This is a genomic window from Stenotrophomonas sp. YJH_SMC_25 (assembly GCF_059369595.1).
The window spans coordinates 579,660-604,838 of record NZ_JCAFSV010000001.1 but is presented as its reverse complement, the minus strand read 5'-3'; the positions used below and the strand labels follow the sequence as shown (position 1 = coordinate 604,838).

The following is a 25,179-nucleotide window of genomic DNA, read 5'->3' as shown; positions in this document are numbered from 1 at the left end:
AAACATGAACGATACGACCGCAACCCCGACCTTCAAGCCGAAGAAGTCCGTCGCCCTGTCCGGCACCGCTGCCGGCAACACCGCGCTGTGCAGCGTGGGCCGCAGCGGCAACGACCTGCACTACCGCGGCTACGACATCCTGGACCTGGCCAACACCAGCGAGTTCGAGGAAATCGCCTACCTGCTGGTGCACGGCAAACTGCCGACCCGCGCCGAGCTGGTTTCGTACAAGGCCAAACTGAAGTCGCTGCGTGGCATTCCTGCTGCGGTGAAGGCGGCGCTGGAAGAGCTTCCGCCGTCGGCACACCCGATGGACGTGATGCGTACCGGCGTGTCCGTGCTCGGCTGCGTGGCGCCGGAGAAGGACGACCACAACCATCCGGGCGCGCGTGACATCGCCGACAAGCTGATGGCCTGCCTCGGTTCGATGCTGCTGTACTGGTACCACTGGAGCCACAACGGCCGCGCCATCGACGTGGAAACCGACGATGACTCGATCGGTGGCCACTTCCTGCACCTGCTGCACGGCGAGAAGCCGCAGGAATCGTGGGTGAAGGCGATGCACACCTCGCTGATCCTGTACGCGGAGCACGAGTTCAACGCCTCGACGTTCACCTGCCGCGTCATCGCCGGCACCGGCAGCGACATGTACAGCGCGATCTGCGGTGGCATCGGCGCGCTGCGCGGTCCGAAGCACGGCGGCGCCAACGAAGTGGCGTTCGAAGTGCAGAAGCGCTACGACAGTCCCGATGAGGCCGAGGAAGACATCAAGGCCCGCGTCGAGCGCAAGGAAGTGGTGATCGGTTTCGGCCACCCGGTCTACACCGTCTCTGATCCGCGCAACAAGGTGATCAAGGACGTGGCCCGCGAGCTGTCCGAAGAGCAGTCGAGCATGAAGATGTACAACATCGCCGAGCGCCTGGAATCGGTGATGTGGGACATCAAGAAGATGTTCCCGAACCTGGACTGGTTCAGCGCCGTCAGCTACCACATGATGGGCGTGCCGACCGCGATGTTCACTCCCCTGTTCGTGATCGCCCGCACCGCCGGCTGGAGCGCGCACATCGTCGAGCAGCGCATCGACGGCAAGATCATCCGCCCGAGCGCCAACTACATCGGTCCGGAAGACCGCGACTTCGTCGCCATCGACAAGCGCGTCTGATCCACCTGCCGTACCCATCCGGCCGGCCGCGTGCCGGCCGGGTGCTTTCGCCGCCGCACCGCCGGCACCCGGCCCGCCCCAAGTACTCCGCCAGCCCATGAATACCGATTACCGCAAGAACCTCCCCGGCAGCGCGCTGGATTATTTCGACGCGCGTGCCGCTGTCGATGCGATCCAGCCCGGCGCCTACGCCACCCTGCCGTACACCTCGCGCGTGCTGGCCGAGAACCTGGTGCGTCGCTGCGATCCGGCCACGCTCGGCGATTCGCTGAAGCAGCTGATCGAGCGCCGTCGCGACCTCGATTTCCCGTGGTTCCCGGCGCGCGTGGTCTGCCACGACATCCTCGGCCAGACCGCGCTGGTCGACCTGGCCGGCCTGCGTGATGCGATCGCCGACAAGGGTGGCGACCCGGCCAAGGTCAACCCGGTTGTGCCGGTGCAGCTGATCGTCGATCACTCGCTGGCGGTGGAGTGCGGTGGTTTCGATCCGCAGGCGTTCGAGAAGAACCGCGCGATCGAAGATCGTCGCAATGAAGACCGTTTCCACTTCATCGACTGGACCAAGCAGGCATTCCAGAACGTGGATGTGATTCCGCCGGGCAACGGCATCATGCACCAGATCAACCTGGAGAAGATGTCTCCGGTGATCTACATGCAGGACGGCGTGGCCTTCCCGGATACCTGCGTGGGCACCGACAGCCACACCCCGCACGTGGATGCGCTGGGTGTGATCGCCATTGGTGTGGGTGGTCTGGAAGCGGAGAACGTGATGCTGGGCCGCGCGTCGTGGATGCGCCTGCCCGACACCGTCGGTGTCGAACTGACTGGCCGCCCGCAGCCGGGCATCACCGCCACCGACGTGGTGCTGGCGCTGACCGAGTTCCTGCGCAAGGAACGCGTGGTCGGCGCGTGGCTTGAATTCTTCGGCGAGGGTGCCGCGGCACTGACCATCGGTGACCGTGCCACCATCTCCAACATGTGCCCCGAATACGGGGCCACCGCCGCGATGTTCTACATCGACGCGCAGACCACCGATTACCTGCGCCTGACCGGGCGCGAGGAGTCGCAGGTAGCGCTGGTGGAAAACTACGCACGTACCACCGGTCTGTGGGCCGACGATCTGGCGACCGCGCAGTACGAGCGCGTGCTGCGCTTCGACCTGTCCAGCGTGGTGCGCAACATGGCTGGCCCGTCCAACCCGCACAAGCGCGTGGCCACTGCCGAGCTGGCCGAGCGCGGCATCGCCGACGAGGCCAAGCTGGAAGCGGGCAAGGCCGAGCAGGCGCAGGGTCTGATGCCCGATGGCGCGGTGATCATCGCGGCCATCACCAGCTGCACCAACACCTCCAATCCGCGCAACGTGATCGCCGCAGCTCTGCTGGCGCGCAACGCCAACGCGCGTGGCCTGCAGCGCAAGCCGTGGGTGAAGTCGTCGCTGGCGCCGGGTTCCAAGGCCGTCCAGCTGTACCTGGAAGAATCCGGCCTGCTGCCGGACCTGGAGCAGCTCGGCTTCGGCATCGTCGCCTTCGCCTGCACTACCTGCAATGGCATGAGTGGTGCGCTGGATCCGAAGATCCAGCAGGAAATCATCGACCGTGACCTGTATTCCACGGCCGTGCTGTCGGGTAACCGCAACTTCGATGGCCGCATCCATCCGTACGCCAAGCAGGCCTTCCTGGCGTCGCCGCCGCTGGTGATCGCCTATGCCATCGCCGGCACCGTCCGCTTCGATATCGAGAAGGACGTGCTGGGCGTGGATGCCGACGGCAACGAAGTGCGCCTGAAGGACATCTGGCCCAGCGATGCCGAGATCGACGCGGTGGTGAAGGCCTCGGTGAAGCCCGAGCAGTTCCGCAAGGTCTACAACCCGATGTTCAACGTGCGCGTGGAGCACGGCACTGCGGTCAGCCCGCTGTACGACTGGCGCCCGCAGAGCACCTACATCCGCCGTCCTCCGTACTGGGAGGGCGCACTGGCCGGCGAGCGCACGCTGGCAGGCATGCGCGCGCTGGCGGTGCTGCCGGACAACATCACCACCGACCACCTGTCGCCGTCCAACGCGATCCTGGCGTCCAGTGCCGCCGGCGAATACCTGGCGAAGATGGGCCTGCCGGAAGAGGACTTCAATTCCTACGCCACGCATCGCGGCGACCACCTGACCGCGATGCGCGCCACCTTCGCCAATCCGAAGCTGTTCAACGAGATGGTGCGCAATGACGACGGCAGCGTGAAGCAGGGTTCGCTGGCGCGCGTGGAGCCGGAAGGCAAGGTGATGCGCATGTGGGAGGCGATCGAGACCTACATGGAGCGCAAGCAGCCGCTGATCATCATCGCCGGTGCCGACTACGGCCAGGGCAGCTCGCGTGACTGGGCCGCAAAGGGCGTGCGTCTGGCTGGTGTGGAGGCGATCGTGGCCGAGGGCTTCGAACGCATCCATCGCACCAACCTGATCGGCATGGGCGTGCTGCCGCTGGAGTTCAAGCCGGGCACCACCCGCCTGACCCTGGGGATCGATGGCACCGAGACCTTTGACGTGATCGGCGAGCGTACCCCGCGTGCCGAGCTGACCCTGGTCATCCACCGCCGTGACGGCCAGGACGTGGTGGTGCCGGTCACCTGCCGCCTGGACAGCGACGAGGAAGTGGCGATCTACGAGGCCGGCGGCGTGCTGCAGCGCTTCGCCCAGGACTTCCTGGAAGGCGCCAAGGTGGCGTGATAGCCGGCTGAATGCCCGCTCCCGGAGGCCGGGGGCGGGCTTGTCCGACCCCAGGGCAGGGCGCACACTGGCTTGGCAAAAACTGCCAAAGGAGAGTTTCATGGCCACCATGAACATTTCGCTGACCGATCCGCTCAAGCAGTTCGTGGACGAAGAAGTGCGCGAAGGCGGCTACTCCAGTACGTCGGACTATGTGCGTGACCTGATCCGCCAGCGCCAGCGCAGCAAGGCTGAAGAGCTGCTCAAGCAGCTGATTGCCGAGGGGCTGGCGTCGGGACCTTCGGCGCCTCTGGCGCCGGATCACTTTGACAAGCTGCGTGAGCGTGCACGGAACCGCAAGTGAAGCCCTCGCACTGGTCCCCCGCAGCGGTTCGAGATCTTGACCAGGCAGCAGGCTGGTATGCAGATCAGGGCGGAGAAGTGCTGGAAATCGGCTTCATCGATGCGGTGGAATCCGTTGTAAAGCTGATCGAGGCCCACCCGGGTGCTGGTTCCGCACTGCATGCGGGTCTGTTGCCCTCGCTGCCAGCGCCGTTGCGTTTTCATCCGGTTCGTCGCTTCAACGGCTACCTGATCTACTACGTGGAGCTACCTGCGCACGTTTCCATCGTGCGCATCTGGAATGCTTCGCGGGGCATGGAAGCACTGTTCGAAGACGAGAAGCTCAACCCCGATATTGGTTCGTCGCATCCAGGATACTGATCCATGACCTTCCTCCCGCAACTCCGTATTCCCGCCACCTACATGCGCGGTGGCACCAGCAAGGGCGTGTTCTTCCGCCTGCAGGACCTGCCCGAGGCCGCGCAGGTGCCGGGCGCCGCACGCGATGCGCTGCTGATGCGCGTGATCGGCTCGCCCGATCCGTATGGCAAGCAGACCGATGGCATGGGCGGTGCAACGTCCAGCACCAGCAAATGCGTGATCATCTCCCCCGCTTCGGTGCCGGACCACGATGTGGACTACCTGTACGGCCAGGTCTCGATCGATACCGCCTTCGTCGACTGGAGCGGCAACTGCGGCAACCTCAGCACCGCGGTGGGTCCGTTTGCGATCGCCCATGGGCTGATCGATCCGGCCCGGGTGCCGCGCGATGGCCTGTGCACCGTACGCATCTGGCAGGCCAACATCGGCAAGACCATCATCGCCCACGTGCCGATGCGCGATGGCGAAGTGCAGGAGACCGGCGATTTCGAGCTGGATGGCGTGACCTTCCCGGCGGCCGAGATCCAGCTGGAATTCATCGATCCGTCCGATGACGGTGATGCGGGCGCGATGTTCCCGACCTGCAATCTGGTCGATACATTGGACGTGCCCGGCGTGGGCAGCTTCGAGGTGACCATGATCACCGCCGGCATCCCGACCATCTTCCTCAACGCCGCCGACCTCGGCTACACCGGTATCGAGCTGCAACCGGCGATCAACGAGGACAAGGGAGCGCTGGAGCGCTTCGAGAAGATCCGCGCCTACGGCGCCTTGCGCATGGGTCTGATCAAGAACCTGGAGGACGCGGCGACGCGCCAGCACACGCCGAAGGTGGCGTTCGTTGCACCGGCTCAGGACTATGTGTCGTCCAGTGGCAAGGCCATCCCGGCCTCGGCGATCGACCTGCATGCGCGCGCGTTGTCGATGGGCAAGCTGCACCACGCGATGATGGGGACTGCCGCCGTGGCGATCGGTACCGCCGCGGCGATTCCGGGCACGCTGGTCAATCGCGCCGCCGGTGGCGGCGAACGCGAAGCGGTGACGTTCGGTCATCCCTCGGGCACGTTGCGCGTGGGTGCGCAGGCAGGTCTCGTTGACGGCCAGTGGACAGTGACCAAGGCCATCATGAGCCGCAGCGCCCGCGTATTGATGGAAGGCAAGGTGCGGGTACCGGCCGAGTGATGCGTTGGTAAACGCCAACCAAGGTTGGCGACTACCGGGCCGCAGAGATCGATTGCTTTGGTAGATGCCAACCTTGGTTGGCATGGTGCACGGGCAACCGTGCACCGCAACGAGGAGATCGACGATGTCCGACAGCCACACCCCATCCAACGAGCGTGCAGCGTGGGATGCGCTGCTGGTGGACATCGTCGATTACGTGCGCGACGCACGCATCGACTCACCGCTGGCGTTCCAGACCGCGCACCACTGCCTGCTCGATACGCTTGGGTGCGGACTGGAGGCACTTTCTTTCCCGGCCTGCAGCAAGCTGCTCGGTCCACTGGTGCCGGGCATCAGCGTGGTCAACGGCGCGCGCGTGCCGGGCACGCACTACGTGCTGGACCCGGTGCAGGCCGCCTTCAATCTCGGCGCAATGGTGCGCTGGCTGGATTTCAACGACACCTGGCTGGCTGCCGAGTGGGGCCATCCTTCCGACAATCTCGGCGGCATCTTGGCTGTTTGCGACTGGCTGGGGCGCAACGCGCAGGCCCTGCGCCGCCCGCCGCCGACCGTGCACGACGTGCTGCTGGCGATGATCAAGGCGCACGAGATCCAGGGCGTGCTGGCGCTGCAGAACTCCTTCAACCGGGTCGGGCTGGACCACGTGGTGCTGGTCAAGGTGGCCACCACGGCCGTGGTCGCCCAACTGCTCGGGCTGGACCGCGAGCGCATGCTCAATGCGCTGTCACTGGCCTGGGTCGATGGCCAAGCGCTGCGCACCTACCGGCACGCACCCAACACCGGCTCGCGCAAGAGCTGGGCGGCCGGCGATGCGACCAGCCGTGGCGTGCGCCTGGCCTTGATGGCGGCCAGTGGTGAGATGGGCTATCCCAGCGTGCTCAGCGCGCCAACCTGGGGCTTCGAGGCCGTGTCCATGCGCGGTCAGGCACTGACGCTGGGGCGACCGCTGGTCAGCTATGTGATGGAGAACGTGCTGTTCAAGATCAGCTACCCGGCCGAGTTCCACGGCCAGACCGCAGTGGAGGCCGCGGTCATGCTGCACCAGCAGTTGCGTGCGATGGGGCGGCGGGTCGAGGACATCGCGCACATCGCGATCCGGACCCAGGAAGCCTGCATCCGCATCATCGACAAGCAGGGCCCACTGCATAACCCGGCCGACCGCGACCACTGCGTGCAGTACATGGTCGCCATCGCATTGCTGCATGGGCGGCTGGTGGCAGAGGACTACGAGGACGATGTGGCGGCGGATCCGCGCATCGATGCGCTGCGCGCGAAGATGACCTGCCATGAAGACCCGCAGCTCAGCGCCGATTACCTGGACCCTGACAAGCGCAGCATCGCCAACGGCCTGAGCGTGCGCTTCACCGATGGCACCGAGCTGCCCGAGGTGCTGGTGGAGTACCCGCTCGGCCATGCCCGCCGTCGCGAGGAAGGCATTCCGCTGCTGATGGACAAGTTCCGCCGGCACCTGGCCCACCGCTTCCCGACCAGCCAGCAGCAGCGCATCCTGGCCGCATCGCTGGACCCGGTGGCCCTGGCGGCAATGCCGGTGACCGACTACGTGGACCTGTACCTGCCGGGCTAGGGCGATCGGTAGTGTCGGCCGCTGGCCGGCAATTCCATCCAACCTGCCATGCCGGTTGCCGGCCAGCGGCCGGCACTACCCGCACTTGGGGCAATTGCCGAAATCGCGTCAACACCTTGACGCGGCCTGCCTATAATGGCCGCCTCGATCAAGGAGTGACGACATGAGCGGTCCGGCACGGCGGAAGCGGTGGGGATGGGCGGCGGCGGTACTGGCAGGAGGCCTGTTGCTGGGCCTGGCCGGCTGCCGCAATGACAGCGGGCAGCTGCCCAAGGCCAGCGGTGAAGCCATCACCACCAAGGCCGAGCAGGTGAAGGAATTCACCCTGCTGCGTGCCTACCCGGACCAGAAGAATGACGGCCTGTCGCTGGCGCTGGAGTTCTCGCGCCCGCTGGTCGGCACCCAGGATTTCGACAAGCTGGTGCGCTTCGAAGAGAAGGTCGGCACCGACGACAGCAGCTGGACGCTGTCCGATGACGGCCTGACCCTGCGTTACCCGTTCGTCGAGGCCGGCAAGGAGTTCAGCCTGGTGGTCTCGCCGGACCTGCTGGCCGCCGATGGCAGCCGGTTGGGCAAGGAACTGAAGCAGAAGGTGTTCAGCGGCGAGCTGAAGCCGGTGGTTGGCTTCGCCTCGCAGGGCAGCGTGCTGCCGGCCAAGGACAGCCGTGGCCTGCCGGTGGTCTCGGTGAACGTGCCGGAGGTCGACGTCGAGTTCCTGCGCGTGCGCGAGAAGGACCTGCCGACCTTCTTCAGCCAGTACCAGCGCGGCGGTCGCCGTGGCAGCTGGGAGCTGAGCAGCGACTACGAGCGCAGCCCGATCAACAAGCTGGCCGAGCCGGTCTATGTCAACCGCTTCATCCTGGGCGGCAAGAAGAACGAACGGGTGCTGACCTACCTGCCGACCCAGGACATCAAGGAACTGCAGGAGCCGGGCCTGTACTTCGCCCTGCTCAAGCGCACCGGTGACTACGAAGGCGAGTTCGATACCGCGTTCTTCTCGGTCAGCGACATCGGCCTGCATACCCGCGCCTACAAGGACAAGCTGTTCGTCCATACCGCCGGCCTCAAGGACGGCGCGCCGCTGAAGGGCATCGACCTGCGCGTGCTCGATGCCAAGGGCGAGGTGGTGCTGAAGGGCAGCACCGATGGCAATGGCAACGCGCTGTTGAACTACACCCTGGATGCCACCCACGTGCTGGTCGCCAGCACCGGCAAGGACACCAGCTTCCTGCCGTTCAACCAGCCGGCGCTGGATCTGAGCGAATTCGCCGTGGCCGGCCGTGACAATGCGTGGTTCGACGTCTACGCCTGGTCCGGCCGCGACCTGTACCGCCCGGGGGAGACCGTGCGCCTGTCCGCCCTGCTGCGCGACAACGACGGCAAGCCGGTCAAGGCGCAGCCGGTATTCCTGCGCCTGAAGCAGCCCGACGGCAAGACTTTCCGCGAGACCCGCCTGCAGCCGGGTGACCAGGGCTACATCAACTTCGAGCAGGTCATTCCCGCCGAGGCGCCGACCGGGCGCTGGCAGGTCGAGTTCCGCACCGACCCGGCCAGCAAGGAAGCGATCCAGGGCATGACCCTGCGCATCGAGGAGTTCCTGCCCGAGCGCATGAAGCTGGACCTGGACAGCGCGCAGAAGACGCTGAAGCCGGGTGAGGACCTGCGCCTGCAGGCCAATGGCGCCTATCTGTACGGGGCACCGGCCGATGGCAACCGCTTCACGGCGCGCATGGCGGTGGCCGCCGAACAGAAGCCGGTGGAAGGCCTGCCGGGCTATTTCTTCGGTGACCCGACCCTGCAGCTGCCGCGCGAGGCCAAGGACGTGATCGATACCACGCTGCCGGGCAACGGCCAGCTGCGTGAGGACGTCGCGTTGCCGGAAGAGGCAGCCAAGGCCAAGGCGCCGATTGCCGTAGTGCTGTCCGGCAGCCTGTATGAAACCGGTGGCCGCACGGTCACCCGTACCCTGAAGCGGGTGATGTGGCCGGCCAACGCCCTGGTCGGTGTACGCCCGCTGTTCAACCCGGAGGACGGTGCCGATTCCAACGGCAACGCGCGCTTCGAATTGATGCGCGTGGATGCTGCTGGTACGCCGCAGCCGGCCAAGGGCCTGAAGATCACCCTGGTGCGCGAGCTGCGCGACTACCACTGGACTTTCAACGACAACCGCTGGGACTACGATTTCACCCGCCGTTTCGAGAACAAGGAAACCCGCACCGTCGATGCCGGCAGCAGTGCGGTCGCCTTCGATTTCCCGGTGGAGTGGGGCGAGTACCGGGTGGACGTGTTCGACCCGTCCACCGGCCTGACCAGCCGTTACCCGTTCCGCGCCGGCTGGAGCTGGAGTGATGACAACCGCGGCCTGGACGCGCGCCCGGACAAGATCAAGCTGGGCCTGGACAAGACCGGCTACAAGGCAGGCGACACGCTTGAGGTGACGGTGACCCCGCCGCACGCCGGCAAGGGCATCCTGATGGTCGAGACCGACCGCATGCTCTACGTGCAGGACATCGACGCCAAGCCGGGTTCGACCTTCAGGATTCCGGTCACCGCTGACTGGGAGCGCCACGACGTCTACATCACCGCGCTGGTGTTCCGCGGCGGCAGTGCGCCGAGCAAGATCACCCCGGCCCGTGCGGTGGGCGTGGTGCACGTACCGATGGACCGCAAGGGGCGCACCGTGGCCGTCGGCCTGGCAGCGCCCAAGCAGATGCGACCGGAACAGGATCTGCCGGTGACGGTCAGCGCACCGCAGCTGGCCGGCAAAATGGCGCACGTCACGGTCTCGGCGGTGGACGTGGGCATCCTCAACATCACCCGCTTCCCGGTGCCAGATGCCGGTGCGCACTTCTTCGCCCAGCGTCGTCTCGGCATCGATGCCTACGACATCTACAGCCGGGTGATCGAGAGCTTTGACGGCGGTGCCGGCAAGCTGAAGTTCGGTGGCGACATGGCGCTGCAGGCGTTGCCGCAGGCCAAGCGCCCGACCGCGCGCGTGCAGACCGTGGACCTGTTCTCTGGCCCGGTGCAGCTCGATGCCAAGGGCATCGCCCGCATCCGCCTGAAGGTGCCGGACTTCAACGGCACCCTGCGGGTGTCGGCACTGGTCTACAGCGATGACCAGTACGGCAAGCGCGACGTGGAAACCGTGGTGCGTGCGCCGATCCTCGCCGAAGCCAGCATGCCGCGCGTGCTCGCTCCGGGCGACCGCAGCACCGTGACCCTGGATGTGCAGAACTTCACCGGCAAGCCGGGCCAGTTCAACGTGAAGGTGGAAAGCGAGGGCCCGCTGAACCTGGGCGAAGGCAGCCGCAGCGTGCAGTTGAATGCCGACGCCAAGACCACGTTGAGCTTCCCGCTTTCGGCACGCGAGGGCCACAGCGTGGCCAAGGTGCGGGTGCGGGTGGACGGCAACGGCTTCAAGGCCGATCGCCGTTACGACCTGCCGGTGCGTGCGGCGTGGCCGCAGGTGCTGCGTTCGCAGGTGCGCACGCTTGATCCGTTGGCCGCGGTCAGCCTCGACAACAGCCTGACCGATGGCCTGATGGCCGAGTCGGTGAATGCGCGCCTGCTGGTCAGCCCACTGCCACCGATCCCGTTCGCCAGTGCGCTGCAGGGTGCATTGAACTACCCGTATGGCTGTGCCGAGCAGACCACCAGCAAGGGCTACGCCGCGCTGATCCTGGACCAGGCCACTTCGTCGATGCTCGGTGCCGACGGGCTGGATGCCAAGACCCGCCGCGAGCGCATGGAAGGTGCGTTTGGCCGCCTGGCGTCGATGCAGGTGGCCAATGGCAACTTCTCGATGTGGGGTGACGACGGCTACGTGAACCCGTGGCTGACCCCATACATCACCGAGTTCCTGCTCGATGCCAAGGACGCCGGCTTCGCCGTGCCCGACAACGTGCTGCAGAAGGCACTCAACCGCCTCAGCGAGGATCTGCTGTCCGGTGGCAACCAGTTCTATGGCCAGGACGACCGCGAGAAGCTGAAGTTCGCCAACCAGGCGTACTCGGGCTACGTGCTGGCCCGGGTCAACCGTGCGCCGCTGGGTACCCTGCGCACGCTGTACGACAACGAGCGCAGCAAGGCGGTCGGCGGCCTGTCGCTGGTCCACCTGGGCGTGGCGCTGTCGTTGCAGGGCGATGCCAAGCGCGGCCAGGCCGCGCTGGCGGCGGCCTTCGCCAAGTCCAGCAGCGAACGCCCGTCGTACTTCGGCGACTACGGCAGTGCGATCCGTGATGACGCGCTGATGATCGCGCTGACCCACGAAAACAAGCTGGCCAAGCCGGCCTGGGATGCACGTGCGGTTGACCTCGGCCGTGGCCTGGATGCGCGCCGCAATGCCGGCTGGATGTGGCTGAGCACGCAGGAACAGGTAGCGATTGCCCGCCTTGGCAAGGCGCTTGCTGCCAACCAGAAGGCGCTGGTAGCCGGTGAACTGGTGATCGGTGGCAACACCGAAGCCATCGGCGAACGCAAGCTGTTCGGCCGCAACTTCAGTGCAAATGAACTCGCCAGCGGCGTGCGCTTCACCCCGCAGGGCCAGCCGCCGATGTTCGCCAGCATCGACGTGGCCGGTATCCCGCGCAGCGCGCCGGCACCGGATAACAGCGTGCTGGGCGTCGAGCGCAGCTACTACGGCACCGATGGCAAGCCGTGGTCGCCGCGCCCGCTGAAGGAAGGCGAAGCCCTGATCGTGCGCGTCACCGTCACCGCTGACACCACGATGCCCGATGCACTGCTGACCGACCTGCTGCCGGCCGGCCTGGAGATCGAGAACTTCAACCTGGGCGATGCCAAGCAGTGGGCCGACGTGGTGGTCGATGGCATCACCATCAGCGACCGGGGTGAAGCCGCCGATACCAAGCACGAGGAATTCCGCGACGACCGCTACGTGGCCGCGCTGAAGCTCTCGCGTGGCAGCAAGGCCAACGTGTTCTACCTGGTGCGCGCGGTGACCCCGGGTACCTACTCGGTGCCGCCGCCGCTGGTGGAGGACATGTACCGGCCGCAGCTGCGCGGCGTCGGCCGCAGCAACCCGACCACGATCACGGTGGTACAGCCGTGACCGCGCGGACGGGCCGCGACGGTGCGGCCCGTCCAGCTGGCAAGCTCCAATGCGGCACGCTGCAATGAAGAACACGATGACGACCCGGCTGGCAGCCCTGCGCCGCCGGCTGCAGCCACTGTGGCCGTGGCTGCGCTGGGGTACGGCGGCCACGCTGGCACTGCTGCTGGTGCTGGATTTCGTCTTCCCGCCGCCGCTGCCGAAGCAGCGCGATACCAGCACCCTGGTGGTGGCTGCCGATGGCACGCCGCTGCGTGCGTTCGCCGACGCCGAGGGCGTGTGGCGTTATCCGGCATCGACCGACAGCGTCTCGCCGCTGTACCTGCAGGCGCTGCTGACCTACGAAGACCGCTGGTTCTGGCGCCATCCGGGCATCAACCCGCTGGCGATCCTGCGTGCCAGTGGCCAGCTGTTGCGCGGTGGTCGGATCGTGTCCGGTGGCTCGACCCTGACCATGCAGGTCGCACGCATCCTCGATCCGCATACGCGCACGCCCTGGGGCAAGCTCAAGCAGATGCTGCGCGCGGTGCAGCTGGAAGTGCACCTGAGCAAGCAGCAGATCCTGGCCCTGTACCTGGAGCGCGCACCCTACGGCGGCACCATCGAGGGCGTGGAAGCGGCCAGCTGGGCCTACCTGGGCAAGCCGGCGGCGCAGCTGTCGCATGCCGAGGCCGCGTTGCTGGCGGTGCTGCCGCAGGCGCCGAGCCGGCTGCGCCCGGACCGCCATCCGGAAGCGGCGCAGAAGGCGCGCGACAAGGTGCTGTCACGCATGGCCGAGCTGGGCGCGTGGACAGCGGAAGAAGTGGAAGATGCGCGCATCGAGAACGTGGTCGCACGCTCGCTGCGGCCGCCGCTGCATGCCGCGTTGCTGGCACAGCGCCTGCACTCGGCGCATCCGGGCCAGGCACGCATCCAGAGCAGTATCGACATCGGCCTGCAGCGCACCCTGGAAGAACGCGTGGCCAGCTACTTCTCCACGCTGCCCGAGCGCACTTCGGCGGCCCTGCTGGTGGTCGACAACCAGACCCTGCAGGCGCGTGCCTATGTCGGCACGCTGGCGTTCGGTGACCGCCAGCGGCTCGGCCACGTGGACATGGTGCAGGCCTGGCGCTCGCCTGGGTCCACGCTCAAGCCGTTCCTGTATGCAATGGCGCTGGACGATGGCCTGATCCATTCGGAAAGCCTGCTGGTCGATGCGCCGCAGAGTTTCGGCAGCTACCGCCCCGGCAACTTCGACATGGCCTTCAATGGACCGATCGGCGCCTCCAGCGCGCTGCGGCTGTCACTCAACGTGCCCTCGGTGGACCTGTTGCAGCGGGTCGGTCCGGCGCGCTTTGCTGCGCGCCTGTCGCACTCCGGCATCCAGCTGCGCTTCCCGCCGGGCAGCACGCCCAACCTGTCGCTGATCCTGGGCGGCACCGGTGCGCGGCTGGAAGATCTGGTCGGTGCGTTCGCCGCGCTCAACCGCAACGGCATCGCCGGGCGCGTGCGCTACACCGATGACGAACCGATGATCGAGCGGCGCCTGGCCTCGCCGGGCGCCAGCTGGATCGTGCGCGAGATGCTGGAATCGAATCCGCGGCCGGGGTATAGCGTCGGGACGTTCGATGTCGGTGGCCGCCCGCGCGTGGCGTGGAAGACCGGCACCAGTTACGGGTACCGCGATGCGTGGGCGATTGGCAGCACCCGCCACTACACCGTGGGCGTGTGGGTGGGTCGGCCGGACGGCACACCCCTACCGGGCCAGTACGGCGCGGTGACCGCGCTGCCGCTGATGTTCGAGGTGGTGGACAGCCTGCCGCGCCAGCGCGGTGACTCGGCCGCTGCGCCGATGCCGGCCAGCGTCAGCCAGGAGGACATCTGCTGGCCGACCGGTGAGCGTGCCGAAGGCCTGCCTGCTGCGCTCTGCCAGCGGCTGATGCCAGCCTATCTGCTGGAAGGGGCAGCACCACCGACCTTCCCCGAACGCGAAGCACGGCGCTGGCAACCGGGTCGGCAGCGCTACCTTGCCGATGCGCGTACCGGTCTGCGCGTGTCAGCCGATTGCCGCTTGCCGCACGAAGAAGTCGCGCGCGAGATCGCGCGCTGGCCAGCGTTGCTGTCGCCGTGGCTGTCCAAGGCCACGCGCGAAGCCTCGAAGCTGCCGGCGCTGTCGCCGGACTGCCGTGATGATGGCCGCGAGGCCAGCGTTGCGCTGCACATCGATGGGCTCAACGATGGCGCCACGCTGGCGCGCGCGCCGAATTCGGAACATGGCGTACGCCTGCAGCTGCGCGCGCTGGGCAGCGAGCAGGCGGTGGACTGGTTGCTCGATGGACGCTGGATCGCACAGACGCACGGCGCGCAGCTGATGCAGCGCGAGTTCGCCGAGCCGGGCGCGCACACCTTGACCGCGCTGGCGGCCGATGGCGCGTGGACACAGGTAAGGTTCAACGTCCTGCGGTAGGTGCCAACCTTGGTTGGCACGCGACACATGCGCCCACCAAGGTGGGCATCTGCCAAGGCGTATGCGGGGCCGCTATTCCCCGATCCACCCATCCAGCAGGTCGGCGAACTCGTCGGCGTGCTCTTCTTCCTGCGCCAGGATCTCTTCAAGGATGCGCTTGGTGGTGGTATCGCGGTCACCGATGAAGTTGATCATCTCGCGATAGCTGTCGATGGCGATGCGCTCGGCCACCAGGTTCTCGCGCACCATGTCGCGCAGGTCGCTGCCTTCCTTGTATTCGGCGTGCGAACGCGCGGTCAGCGTATCCGGGTTGAGGTCCGGCTCGCCGCCCAGCTGGACGATGCGCTCGGCCAGCTTGCCGGCGTGCGCCTGTTCCTGCTGTGCATGTTCCAGGAACTCGGCCTTGACCGCGTCAGCCAGCATGCCCTTGGCCATGAAGTAGTGCCGGTAGTAGCGCAGAACGCAGACGTACTCGGTGGCCAGTGCGTCGTTGAGCAGCTTGATCACCACCTCGCGGTCAGCGCTGTAGCTGTCTGTGATCGCGCCGTCTTCGAGGTTGCGCCGGGCGCGCTCGCGCAGGGTCGCGCGATCGCTGATGCCAGGAACGTTCGCGGCGGGCTTGCTGGCTTTGGCTGGCTTGCTGGACATGGCTGGCCGTTTCCTTCTGCGGTGGGGAATCAGGTGGGGAGATGCTCCAGCACGTACTCGGCCGAAGACACTTCGAACTGGCCGGGCTGTTCAACCCAGGCCTCTCGAACTACGCCGTCGTCGACGTACAGGGCAAAACGACGCGAGCGGATTCCCATGCCCGACGCGCTCGCATCAAGCTCCAGACCCAGGGCGCGGGTCAGCTCGGCATTGCCGTCGGACAGCATCAGAAGGCCGTCGGGCACGCTCTGGTCGGCGGCCCAGGCCTTCATCACGAACGGGTCGTTGACGGCCATGCAGTAGACGTCGATGCCGCGCTGGCGGAAGGCCTCGAACTTTTCGACGTAGCCGGGAAGGTGACGTGCCGAGCACGTCGGGGTGAACGCGCCGGGCACGGCGAACAGCACCACCTTGCGCGCATCGAACAACGAATGCGTATCAAGCGTTTCAATGCCCTCGCGGATGCGCTTGAGGGTCACTTCCGGAATGCGGTCGCCGACATGGATGGTCATGGGAACTCCTTGCTGGGGCAGGCTAGTGGGCCGGATGGGACAGGGGCGTCAAGACATTGGAAACCCGGTGTGCAGGCCCCATCTTCCGGCTTTGTGGCAGGGGCTTCCAGCCACAGCGTGGCGCACCGGGATGGCAGCCGCATTGCGCAGGATCAGTCGGCCTCACCGGGGCCGCACGAGGGGCGGCGTAGCCTCGCAGGCGCGTAGAATGAACCCGGGGCGGCGCCACCGGCGCGGCCGAAGCGAATCGAGGTAGCTGGATGGAATTCAAGGATTACTACGCCACCCTGGGGGTGGAACCGAGCGCGGGCGAGGCGGAGATCAAGACCGCCTACCGCCGGCTGGCACGCAAGTACCACCCGGACGTCAGCAAGGAGGCTGGGGCCGAAGACAAGTTCAAGGCGGTCAACGAGGCCTACGAGGCGCTGCGTGATCCGGAAAAGCGCGCGGCCTACGACCAGCTGCGCGCGCAGGGCTATCGCCCGGGCGAGGAGTTCAACGTGCCGCCGAACTACGGCGGCGCCGGTGGTTTCAATTTCGAGGAAGTGTTCGGTGGCGGCGGCCCCAACGGCGGCTTCAGCGACTTCTTCGAAAGTCTGTTCGCGCGCCAGCGCGGTGGAGCGGGCGCGGGGGCCGGTCCGGGCTTCAGCAGCCAGGGCCATGCGCCCAACCGCGATACCCGCGCCAAGCTGTCGGTGCCACTGGAAGCGGCCTACAGCGGCGACAGCCTGCGCATCACCGTCAACGGCAAGCAGCTGGACGTGCGCGTGCCCAAGGGCATCCGCCCGGGCCAGGTGATCCGCCTGGCAGGGCAGGGCAACCATGGCGGCAACCTGCTGCTGGAAGTGGAATACGCCGCCCACCCGCAGTTCGAGGTCGATGGCCGCAACATCCTCTATACGTTGCCGCTCACGCCGTGGCAGGCCGCGCTGGGCACCAGCATCAGCGTGCCGACCCTGGGTGGTGCGGTGGAGTTGAAGATTCCGGCCGATTCCGATGCCGGCCGCAAGCTGCGCCTGCGCGGGCGTGGCCTGCCGGGCAACCCGGATGGCGACCAGATCGTCGAGATCGAGATCGTGGCCCCGGCTGCGACCGATGAGGCGCAGAAGAAGGCGTACCGCAATCTGGCCAAGGCGTTCGGCGAGACCATTTGAAGGTAGTGCCGGCCGCTGGCCGGCAACTTCATTGCCCTGGACGGTGATGCGTGGTTGCCGGCCAGCGGCCGGCACTACCGCGCGCGTCTCAGCCCTGGCCCGCGAACACGCGCTCCAGCACCTCGGACAGCTCGTCCTCCGAGAACGGCTTGGTGATGTAGGCCTTGGCGCCCTGGCGCATGCCCCACATGCGGTCGGTGTCCTGGTCCTTGGTGGTCACCAGGATCACCGGAATATGCCGGGTCGCCTCGTCGCGGGCGAGGGTACGGGTGGCCTGGAAGCCGTTGAGGTTGGGCATCACCACGTCCATCAGGACCAGGTCGGGCAGCTCGGCCTTGGCGGTTTCGACCCCGGCGGCGCCATCGGTGGCGGTCAGGATCTGGTGCCCGAGCTTCTCGACGATGCGCTGTATCCCCAACAGCTGCGACGGTGAGTCGTCGACGATCAGAATGCGTGCCATGTTGTTCCCCATGTAATGCCCGCAGTGTAGTGCGGGCCCATTACCGGCGGGAGGGCCACGTCTGCCGTCCGTCGCCTGCCTGCGACGTTCAGTCGATCCGCACCACGGTGCGACCCAGCGAACCGCCCGCCAGCATCCGTTCGAATACGGCAGGAAGGCCATCGAGGCCGACTTCGGCGGTGCAGATGCGGTCCAGGTGCTGCGGCTTCCAGTCACTCCCCAGCCGCGACCACACTTCCTCACGCAGTCCGCGTGGCGCATTGGCCGAGGACACGCCCAGCAGCGAGACACCGCGCAGGATGAACGGCATCACCGTCATGTCCAGCGTCGGACTGGCTGCCAGGCCGGCACTGACCACGCTGCCGTAGGGCACGGTCTGCGCCAGCAGGCTGGCCAGCATGTCGCCTCCGGCATTATCGAGGCCACCCCCGAAGCGGCCCGACTGCAGCGCGCCGGTGTCGGCCAGCGCGTCGCGCGGCAGTACCTCGGTGGCGCCGATGCTGCGCAGGAATCCTGCCTGGTCCGGCTTGCCGCTGACCGCGTGCACGCTGTAGCCGGCACGGCTGAAGATGGACAGCGCCAGCGCACCGACACCGCCGCTGGCACCGGTGACCGCCAGCGGGCCGAGTTCCGGGGTCTGGCGGTTGTCCTGCATGCGCAGCAGGGCCAGCGCCGCAGTGAAGCCGGCGGTGCCCAGCACCATCGCCTCGCGTGGGGTCAGCCCGGCCGGCTGGGCGATCACCGCGCGCGATTCCAGCCGCACGTACTGGCTGTAGCCGCCGTCGCGGGTCTCGCTGAGGCCGCAGCCGGTGGCCAGCACCGCGTCGCCTTCACGCCAGTCCGGGTCGGTGCTGGCGACCACGGTGCCGGCCACATCGATGCCGCCCACCAGCGGGAAGCGGCGCAGGATCTTCCCTTTTCCAGTACCGGCCAGCGCGTCCTTGTAGTTGACCGAGGACCAGTGGGCGCGGATCAGCACCTGGCCGGGGTTGAGGTCGTCGACCCCGAGCCGGACCAGGCCGCTGCGGTAGCCGGCGTCGTCGTTTTCGATGCGGAAGGCGGTGAACGGGGTGGTGGGGGCCATCGGCGTTGCCTGACTTCGAGGAAAACGCCACCTTACCCCGTTGCCCCCCTTTCGATCCTGCCGATCCGCCCCATCTTGTATGATCGGTGATGGTTTCACGGCTGGCGGTGCGGGAAGGGCCCGCGCCGCAGCCCAAATCTTGATGGAGCGTGCATGGCCTGGAATACACCCGGCGGCAACAAGGGCGGACAAGGCCCCGAGGACAATCGACGCGGGCCGTTCGGGTCACGCGGCGGTGGCAATGGTGGTGGCTGGGGCGGTTTGCCCGGGCCGCTGAAGGACCTGTTCGACGGCGGCATCGTGCGTTGGGTGGTGGCAGCCGTGGTGCTGCTGGTGCTGTTCTCCAGCTTCCAGCTGATCGGCGAACAGCAGCGTGGCGTGGTGCTGCGCTTCGGCCAGTTCTCGCGCATCCTGCAGCCCGGCCCGAACTTCAAGCTGCCGTGGCCGATCGAATCGGTCACCAAGGTCAACGCCACCGAGATCAAGACGTTCTCGATCCAGGTGCCGGTGCTGACCCGCGACGAGAACATCGTCAACGTCTCGCTGAACGTCCAGTACCGCATCGACGACCCGCAGCAGTACCTGTTCGGCACCGTGGATGCCAACCAGGTGCTGGAGCAGTCGGCGCAGAGCGCCGTACGCGAGGAAGTCGGCCGCGCCGATCTCAACGCCGTGCTGAACAACCGTGGCCCGCTGGCCGTGGCCGCCGAGGAGCGCCTGCAGGCGCTGCTGAAGGCGTTCAAGACCGGCCTGACCGTGACCGGCCTGACCCTGCAGGATGCCCGTCCGCCGGAAGAAGTGAAGCCGGCCTTCGACGAGGTCAACGGTGCCCAGCAGGTCAAGGAACGCCTGATCAACGAAGCCCAGGCCTACGCCGCCAAGGTCGTGCCGGAAGCCCGGGGCCAGGCCTCGCGCGCCCGTACCACTGCCGAAGGCTACAAGCAGGCGGTGGTGTCCAAGGCCGAGGGTGACGCGCAGCGCTTCAGCCTGTTGCAGGCCCAGTACAAGGACGCTCCGGAAGTGACCCGCAAGCGCCTGTGGTTGGAGACCGTGCAGCAGGTGCTGAGCGAGAACCGCAAGGTGATCGGTGGCGATGGCCGCCAGCTGATCTACGTGCCGATGACCGGCGATACCCGTCCGAGCACGTCGGCTCCGGCCGCAGTGGCCAACCCGGACGTGGTGATGCCGTCGCTGCCGGGTGCAGCGACGGAAGCTTCCCGTGATCCGGGCCGGCCGGTGGGCCGCCCGACCGGGCGACCGAGCGGCCGTGAGGAGGGCAGCCGATGAAGAGTCCTATCTGGATCGCCGTGATCGTGGCGGTGGTGCTGGGCCTGCTCGGCTCGGTGTACGTGGTCCGTGAGGACCAGACCGCCATGGTGCTGAACCTGGGCAAGGTGGTGCGTTCGGACATCAAGCCGGGCCTGCACTTCAAGGTGCCGGTGGTGGAAACGGTGAAGGTCTTCGACCGCCGCTTCCAGGTGCTCGACACCGCGCCGGCGCGCTACTTCACCGCCGAGCAGAAGGACGTCAGCGTCGACTTCTTCGCCATCGGCTACATTTCCAACGTGGGTGACTACTTCCGTGCCACCGGCGGCGATCCGCGCATCGCCAACGCCCGCCTGGCACCGATCATCACCGACTCGCTGCGCAACCAGATCAACTCGCGCACCCTGCAGCAGCTGGTCTCCGGCGACCGCAGCGAGCTGATCGCCGAGCAACTGAAGGGGATCAACGAAGCGGTGGCCGGCCTCGGCATGCAGATGATCGACCTGCGCATCAAGCAGGTGGACCTGCCGACCGACAGCCAGGTGATCAACGATGTGTACGAGCGCATGCGTGCCCAGCGCAAGCAGGAAGCCGCAAAGCTGCGCGCGGAGGGCGAGGAGCAGTCGCTGACCATCCGCGCCCAGGCCGACCGTGACAGCACCGTGCTGATCGCCGAGGCCGAGCGTGATGCCCAGCGCCTGCGCGGTGAAGGCGATGCCGAGGCGGCCCGCATCTATGGCAAGGCCGGCTCGGCCGATCCGTCGTTCTATGCGTTCTACCGCAGCCTGGAGGCCTACCGTGGCTCCATGACCGACGGCAACGGCGTGATCGTGCTCGACAAGAACGACCCGTTCCTGCAGTACCTGAAGAACGACCGCTGAGGTCGCAGGGCAGTACCCCACGGGGCCCGGCCATATGCCGGGCCCCGTGCTTTTTCCGGAGTCCCCCATGAAAGATCTGTTTGCCGCTGTCTGCCTGGTCGCGGTGCTGGAAGGCCTGTTCCTGTTCGTCGCACCGTTCGCCTGGAAGCGCATGGCCGAACGTCTGCTGGACCTGCCCAGCCCGGCCCTGCGCAGCTTCGGTGGGCTGGTGCTGCTGGCCGGCCTGAGCCTGCTGTGGTGGGTGCGGCACTACCGCCTGCGTTCACATGCATGGCCCGGCTCTGGTGGATGCCAACCTTGGTTGGCATTGCCGGCCAGTGGCCGGCACTACCGGGCGGGGCGGCTGACCGGCCGGTAAAGCCGCCCGTCGGAAAGGTGGCACCCGACCCCGGAAACCCGGATAATGCACAAAAGCCGGACGGGCCTCCCCGTTCGGCTTTTTCCGTGTCTGGGCCTTCCATCGCCGGCCGCTCCCCGTTTGGAGCCGCCTTGCAGGTGCTGGCCAGCCCCGCCACGGTTTACCCGTCCGCGGCCCCGATGGCCGCAACAAATCGAGGAGCCCGTCATGGGTCAGTCTGTCGTAGTGTTGGGTGCCCAGTGGGGCGATGAAGGCAAGGGCAAGATCGTCGATCTGCTCACTGAGGAAATCGGCGCCGTCGTGCGCTTCCAGGGCGGCCACAACGCCGGCCACACCCTGGTCATCAATGGCAAGAAGACCGTCCTGCACCTGATCCCGTCGGGCATCCTGCGTGACGACGCGCTGTGCCTGATCGGCAACGGCGTGGTGATCTCGCCGGCCGCGCTGCAGAAGGAAATCGCCGAGCTGGAAGCCTCCGGCGTGGAAGTGCGGTCGCGCCTGAAGATCTCTCCGGCCGCGCCGCTGATCATGCCGTACCACATCGCCCTGGACCAGGCGCGCGAGCGCGCTGCCGGTGGCAAGGCGATCGGCACCACCGGCCGTGGCATCGGCCCGGCCTACGAAGACAAGGTGGCGCGTCGCGGCATCCGCATCGCCGACCTGCATTACCCGAAGCAGCTGGAAGAACTGCTGCGCACCGCGCTGGATTACCACAACTTCGTGCTGACCAAGTATCTGAACACCGATGCGGTCGACTTCCAGAAGACCTTCGACGAAGCGCTGGCCTTCGGCGAATACGTGCAGCCGATGAAGTCCGACGTGGCCGGCATCCTGCACGACCTGCGCAAGCAGGGTAAGCGCGTGCTGTTCGAAGGCGCGCAGGGCGCGCTGCTGGACATCGACCACGGCACCTACCCGTACGTCACCAGCTCCAACACCACCGTCGGTGGCGCGCTGGCCGGTTCCGGCGTCGGCGCCGATTCGATCGACTACGTGCTGGGCATCGCCAAGGCCTACGCCACCCGCGTCGGCGGTGGCCCGTTCCCGACCGAGCTGGACGACGAAGTCGGCCAGGGCATCCGTGACCGCGGCGCCGAGTACGGTGCGTCGACCGGCCGTCCGCGTCGTTGCGGCTGGATGGACATCGTCGCGCTGAAGCGTGCCGTGGCCATCAACGGCATCAGCGGCCTGTGCATCACCAAGCTGGACGTGCTGGACGGCATGGAAAAGCTGAAGGTCTGCATCGCCTACGAATACAACGGCAAGCGCACCGAGTACGCGCCGCTGGACGCGCAGGGCTGGGAAGAGTGCACGCCGGTGTACCTGGAGTTCCCGGGCTGGAGCGAGAACACCCACGGCATCACCAACTGGGACGACCTGCCGCCGGCTGCGCGCGCCTACCTGCGTTCGCTGGAAGAGCTGGCCGGCTGCCCGATCAGCATCGTCTCCACCGGCCCGGACCGCGACCACACCATGGTCCTGCAGGATCCGTTTGCCTGAGGTAACGCCGGGCGCTGCCCGGCGTAGGTGACAGGAAAAGCCCCGCGCAAGCGGGGCTTTTTCGTTACTGTGTCAGCGGGGTCGGCGAGGAAGCAAAGCGATGACCAGGATGTCAGCGTGAAGGGCGAAACGGTCGTGCGGATCACCCTGTGGGTGTTGTGGAGCCTGTGGGGCATCGCCTGCCTGGTACTGGTGCTGGGCGCGGCAGCCAATACCCTGGCTTCGCGCACGCAGACGGTGCCGTTGGTGCTGAGCCCTGGCGCAACCGCCCAGATCACCGTCTACCGCCTCATCGATGATCAACTGCGGCTGCGCCTGCGCTATGCCGCGGACGGTACGGACGCTGACCCCGAGGTGCTGCTGCGCATCGAAACTCCGACCGATCATGGAGACTTCCGCGCAGGGGAGCGTTCGGGAGTGGCCGGACAGGGCATCAATCGTGGGCTGGCTTCGGTTGAGTCCAGCGGCCTCATGGCGTCCTACTTCGGCTATGGTCGCGGCGATGCATTGCCACGCGGCCGCTCATGGGTGCGGCTAACCGTGCTGGAGGTGGACCCGGCGCTGGCCGATCGCGCGGCCACCGTCGAGCTGCAGCCGCCACTGGACCTGTTGAAGCTGACTGACCTGGATTATGTCTGGTTGTGGCCGTTCTTCTTCTGGAAAGTGGCGGCACTGCTCCTGCTGATTCCAGGAGCTGCCTTGGCGGTGTTCACGTTCACTTTGCGGCGCTGGCAGCACCGGGCTTCGAAGCAGGCGGATTCAGCAGTGGATACGGATTGATCGATTCCCCCTTCCACCACTGCTTCTCCGGCCCCAGCACGTGCACTTCAAAGTGCAGATGCGGAGCCTCGGCACTGGCGTTGCCGGTGCTGCCGACATAGCCGAGGACGTCTCCGCGCTTGATCACCTGCTTCTCCGCCAGGCCATCGGCGTAGCGCTGCAGATGCGCGTAGTAGTAGCACCAGCGGCCACTGGGCTCGAACTGGTAGATCGTCAGGCCACCGCGCTCGCTGTTGAACAGTTTTTCCACCGTGCCATCGGCCACTGCCAGCACCGGCGTACCGGCGGTGGCCATGATGTCGATGGCATCGTGCACGCGGCCTTCGCTGCGCGCATCGGTGAACGTGTCGCGCAGCTGGGAGGCCAGGACGCCCTGTACCGGCAGCAGCAGACCCGACGGCGCATCCGCAGTCCGCGCGGCTGACGGTGCGGTGGCGGCGGGGGCAGGGGCCGTGTCGAGCGGCGCTACCGATCCCTTGGCCGGCGCCACAGCGGCTGCCGGTTGTGCTTCCGGCAGCGAGGCGGCTACCGGCTCGCCTGCATCGCGGCGCAGCCACCAGCCGGCCCCCAGTCCCAGCAGCACGCCCAGCACGATCAGCTGCGAAAGACGCATCGGCTCACTCCTGCATCACCACGGGGACGGAGGTATCCACCGCATCGGCCACGCGCAGCGCATCCCAGTTGGTCATGCGCACGCAACCATGTGACTCGGTCTTGCCGACATGGCCGGGCTCGGGCGTGCCATGCAGGCCGTAGTGTGGCTTGGACAGGTCGATCCAGACCCGGCCGACCGGATTGTTCGGGCCCGGCGGCAGTGTCGCCTTCTTTTCGCCCTTGCGCGCATCCCAGAACAGCTTGGGGTTGTAGTGGAACGGCGGGTCGCGATACACGCCCAGGATCTTCCATTCGCCGATCGGCAGCGGATCATGCTGGCTGCCGGAGGAAACCGGCACCTGAGCGATCACCTTGCCTTGCGCATCCAGCAGCTGCAGGCTGGAATCGGACTTGTCGACGACCACCTTGGCCGCCTTCGGTAGCGGCGATGGTGCGATATTGGGCACCTGGATGCGGTTGCCCGCCTTGCTCAGATCCACGCCCGGATTGAGCAGCTTCAACAGCTCAGGGGATGCGTGGAAGCGTTCGCCCAGCGACTCTTCGACGTTGTTGAAGCCCAGCGATTTCAGTTTGGCCTGTGCGGCGGGGCCCTTCGGCACCGCCTGGAACGGCCCGGCGACATCCTCGCTGGTCAGCGTGTAGCTGGCCAGGGGGGGGACCGTATCAGCCTGCAGGGCCTGCCAGGTCGCGTCGTCCAGTTCACCGGTGACGGTCAGGCCGTGCGCCGCCTGGAAACCCGACACCGCGCGCCGCTGGTTGCTGCCCACTTCACCGTCGATCTGGCCGGGCGAGAAATTCGCGCGATCCAGCAGCACCTGGGCATGCAGGGCGGAACGTGCTGCGGTGTCCGGTCCGGCCTTCTCGGCAATGGGGGCGGGCAGACCAGGCGGCGGTGCCTGCGCGAACGCCGGCGATGCCAGCAGCGAGAGAGCGAGCAGGGTGGATCGATACACGGGTAATGGCATTGGGAACTCCAGCAGATGACGCCACCACCTTGCCTGCAGGCCGCGCCGAGCCGCCGTGAAAGAGACCTGACGTCTGCATGAGCAGTCGGGTC

Annotated in this window: 20 protein-coding genes; 14 read left to right on the top strand and 6 right to left on the bottom strand. The window is 66.9% G+C overall.

What is annotated here, in order from left to right; all coding sequences use genetic code 11:
• The first annotated feature begins 4 nt into the window (after window positions 1–4).
• From prpC to pbpC, 8 genes are all read left to right on the top strand, one after another.
• Window positions 5–1,162 (top strand): bifunctional 2-methylcitrate synthase/citrate synthase, encoded by a 1,158-nt coding sequence (gene prpC, locus AC5P7E_RS02830; RefSeq protein WP_005410655.1) that lies wholly within the window; start codon window positions 5–7, stop codon window positions 1,160–1,162.
• A gap of 97 nt (window positions 1,163–1,259) precedes the next feature.
• Window positions 1,260–3,878 (top strand): Fe/S-dependent 2-methylisocitrate dehydratase AcnD, encoded by a 2,619-nt coding sequence (gene acnD, locus AC5P7E_RS02825; RefSeq protein ID WP_495222818.1) that lies wholly within the window; start codon window positions 1,260–1,262, stop codon window positions 3,876–3,878.
• Window positions 3,879–3,978: 100 nt separating this feature from the next.
• Window positions 3,979–4,221, top strand: coding sequence for a type II toxin-antitoxin system ParD family antitoxin (locus AC5P7E_RS02820; RefSeq protein WP_005410653.1), 243 nt, complete (start codon window positions 3,979–3,981; stop codon window positions 4,219–4,221).
• Window positions 4,218–4,580 carry a type II toxin-antitoxin system RelE/ParE family toxin gene (locus tag AC5P7E_RS02815; protein WP_005414161.1) on the top strand — a complete coding sequence of 121 codons (363 nt, stop codon included), beginning with the start codon at window positions 4,218–4,220 and terminating at the stop codon, window positions 4,578–4,580. Before AC5P7E_RS02820 ends, AC5P7E_RS02815 begins: the two co-directional genes overlap by 4 nt.
• A gap of 3 nt (window positions 4,581–4,583) precedes the next feature.
• Window positions 4,584–5,762: a 2-methylaconitate cis-trans isomerase PrpF gene (gene prpF / locus AC5P7E_RS02810; RefSeq protein WP_114619092.1), complete on the top strand. Its 1,179-nt coding sequence runs from the start codon at window positions 4,584–4,586 to the stop codon at window positions 5,760–5,762.
• Window positions 5,763–5,886: 124 nt separating this feature from the next.
• Complete coding sequence (locus tag AC5P7E_RS02805; RefSeq protein ID WP_114619093.1) at window positions 5,887–7,347, top strand: bifunctional 2-methylcitrate dehydratase/aconitate hydratase; 1,461 nt, start codon at window positions 5,887–5,889, stop codon at window positions 7,345–7,347.
• Window positions 7,348–7,510: 163 nt separating this feature from the next.
• Window positions 7,511–12,418 (top strand): alpha-2-macroglobulin family protein, encoded by a 4,908-nt coding sequence (locus AC5P7E_RS02800; protein WP_197596183.1) that lies wholly within the window; start codon window positions 7,511–7,513, stop codon window positions 12,416–12,418.
• A gap of 64 nt (window positions 12,419–12,482) precedes the next feature.
• Window positions 12,483–14,864: a penicillin-binding protein 1C gene (pbpC, locus tag AC5P7E_RS02795; protein ID WP_114619095.1), complete on the top strand. Its 2,382-nt coding sequence runs from the start codon at window positions 12,483–12,485 to the stop codon at window positions 14,862–14,864.
• Window positions 14,865–14,936: 72 nt separating this feature from the next.
• On the opposite strand, the gene AC5P7E_RS02790 is transcribed toward pbpC, so the two are convergent.
• Both AC5P7E_RS02790 and AC5P7E_RS02785 read right to left on the bottom strand, forming a co-directional pair.
• Window positions 14,937–15,512 (bottom strand): ferritin-like domain-containing protein, encoded by a 576-nt coding sequence (locus AC5P7E_RS02790; RefSeq protein WP_005410647.1) that lies wholly within the window; start codon window positions 15,510–15,512, stop codon window positions 14,937–14,939.
• 29 nt (window positions 15,513–15,541) lie between these two features.
• The gene (locus AC5P7E_RS02785) at window positions 15,542–16,024 is read right to left on the bottom strand and encodes a peroxiredoxin (RefSeq protein ID WP_005410646.1); all 483 of its coding nucleotides are present in this window, start codon (window positions 16,022–16,024) and stop codon (window positions 15,542–15,544) included.
• 260 nt (window positions 16,025–16,284) lie between these two features.
• Between AC5P7E_RS02785 and AC5P7E_RS02780 the strand changes: the two genes are divergently transcribed.
• The gene (locus AC5P7E_RS02780; RefSeq protein WP_005410645.1) at window positions 16,285–17,178 is read left to right on the top strand and encodes a DnaJ C-terminal domain-containing protein; all 894 of its coding nucleotides are present in this window, start codon (window positions 16,285–16,287) and stop codon (window positions 17,176–17,178) included.
• 88 nt (window positions 17,179–17,266) lie between these two features.
• On the opposite strand, the gene pilH is transcribed toward AC5P7E_RS02780, so the two are convergent.
• Together pilH and AC5P7E_RS02770 are read right to left on the bottom strand one after the other, a co-directional pair.
• On the bottom strand, window positions 17,267–17,638 hold the full coding sequence (pilH, locus tag AC5P7E_RS02775; protein WP_005410644.1) for a twitching motility response regulator PilH: 372 nt from the start codon (window positions 17,636–17,638) through the stop codon (window positions 17,267–17,269).
• A gap of 88 nt (window positions 17,639–17,726) precedes the next feature.
• Window positions 17,727–18,722 carry a YhdH/YhfP family quinone oxidoreductase gene (locus AC5P7E_RS02770; RefSeq protein WP_099527725.1) on the bottom strand — a complete coding sequence of 332 codons (996 nt, stop codon included), beginning with the start codon at window positions 18,720–18,722 and terminating at the stop codon, window positions 17,727–17,729.
• 153 nt (window positions 18,723–18,875) lie between these two features.
• On the opposite strand from AC5P7E_RS02770, the gene hflK reads away from it, so the two are divergent.
• From hflK to AC5P7E_RS02745, 5 genes are all read left to right on the top strand, one after another.
• The gene (gene hflK / locus AC5P7E_RS02765; protein ID WP_005414168.1) at window positions 18,876–20,009 is read left to right on the top strand and encodes an FtsH protease activity modulator HflK; all 1,134 of its coding nucleotides are present in this window, start codon (window positions 18,876–18,878) and stop codon (window positions 20,007–20,009) included.
• A complete protein-coding gene (gene hflC / locus AC5P7E_RS02760) occupies window positions 20,006–20,869 on the top strand; it encodes a protease modulator HflC (RefSeq protein ID WP_005414169.1) in 864 nt (287 codons plus the stop codon). Before hflK ends, hflC begins: the two co-directional genes overlap by 4 nt.
• A 67-nt stretch (window positions 20,870–20,936) precedes the next feature.
• Window positions 20,937–21,227, top strand: a complete 291-nt coding sequence (locus tag AC5P7E_RS02755) for a DUF2065 domain-containing protein (protein ID WP_425519724.1) — start codon at window positions 20,937–20,939, stop codon at window positions 21,225–21,227.
• A gap of 207 nt (window positions 21,228–21,434) precedes the next feature.
• Window positions 21,435–22,727: an adenylosuccinate synthase gene (locus AC5P7E_RS02750; RefSeq protein WP_005410639.1), complete on the top strand. Its 1,293-nt coding sequence runs from the start codon at window positions 21,435–21,437 to the stop codon at window positions 22,725–22,727.
• A gap of 117 nt (window positions 22,728–22,844) precedes the next feature.
• Window positions 22,845–23,507, top strand: coding sequence for a hypothetical protein (locus AC5P7E_RS02745; protein ID WP_111189063.1), 663 nt, complete (start codon window positions 22,845–22,847; stop codon window positions 23,505–23,507).
• Here the strand turns inward: AC5P7E_RS02745 and AC5P7E_RS02740 are convergent.
• Both AC5P7E_RS02740 and AC5P7E_RS02735 read right to left on the bottom strand, forming a co-directional pair.
• Window positions 23,443–24,120, bottom strand: coding sequence for a M23 family metallopeptidase (locus tag AC5P7E_RS02740; protein WP_043034524.1), 678 nt, complete (start codon window positions 24,118–24,120; stop codon window positions 23,443–23,445). The two genes, AC5P7E_RS02745 and AC5P7E_RS02740, sit on opposite strands and share 65 nt — an antisense overlap.
• A gap of 4 nt (window positions 24,121–24,124) precedes the next feature.
• Window positions 24,125–25,087: a L,D-transpeptidase family protein gene (locus AC5P7E_RS02735; RefSeq protein ID WP_088436301.1), complete on the bottom strand. Its 963-nt coding sequence runs from the start codon at window positions 25,085–25,087 to the stop codon at window positions 24,125–24,127.
• Window positions 25,088–25,179: the final 92 nt, after the last annotated feature.